General features: G+C 45.5%; 1 rRNA gene. It reads right to left on the bottom strand.

What is annotated here, in order from left to right:
- Positions 1-122, bottom strand: a 23S ribosomal RNA gene (locus V6C27_14860); the annotation flags it as partial.
- Between the last annotated feature and the right edge of the window lie 269 nt (positions 123-391).

The raw sequence follows: 391 nt of genomic DNA, 5'->3' as shown, positions 1-391 counted from the left end.
CCCATTCGGAGATCTGCGGATCAAGGTTTGCTTGCAACTCCCCGCAGCTTTTCGCAGCTTCCCACGTCCTTCGTCGGCCTAAAGCGCCTAGGCATCCGCCATGTGCCCTTTCTATCTTGACCTTTTTTCGGTGAATTTGTAAGTTCTACCTAGATTTTTGTTTAACTTACAACCTCTTTTGGCTTTTCTTTCTCGCTGTGCAGTTTTCAAGGAACAGTTTGTGTAGGATCGATAAATCGAACCCCTACATGACAGAAGGATTTTTTTAATCCCTCAAAACTAAACAGTTGTTAAGAGATGGATGATCGACCAGAGTTCTCGTTTTAACGAGGTACTCCTTAGAAAGGAGGTGATCCAGCCGCACCTTCCGATACGGCTACCTTGTTACGAC

Source organism: Peptococcaceae bacterium 1198_IL3148 (genome assembly GCA_036763105.1).
Classification (GTDB): Bacteria; Bacillota; Desulfotomaculia; order Desulfotomaculales; family Desulfohalotomaculaceae; genus JBAIYS01.
The sequence above is the reverse complement of the archived record's forward strand: the minus strand, read 5'-3'. Positions and strand labels throughout refer to the sequence as shown.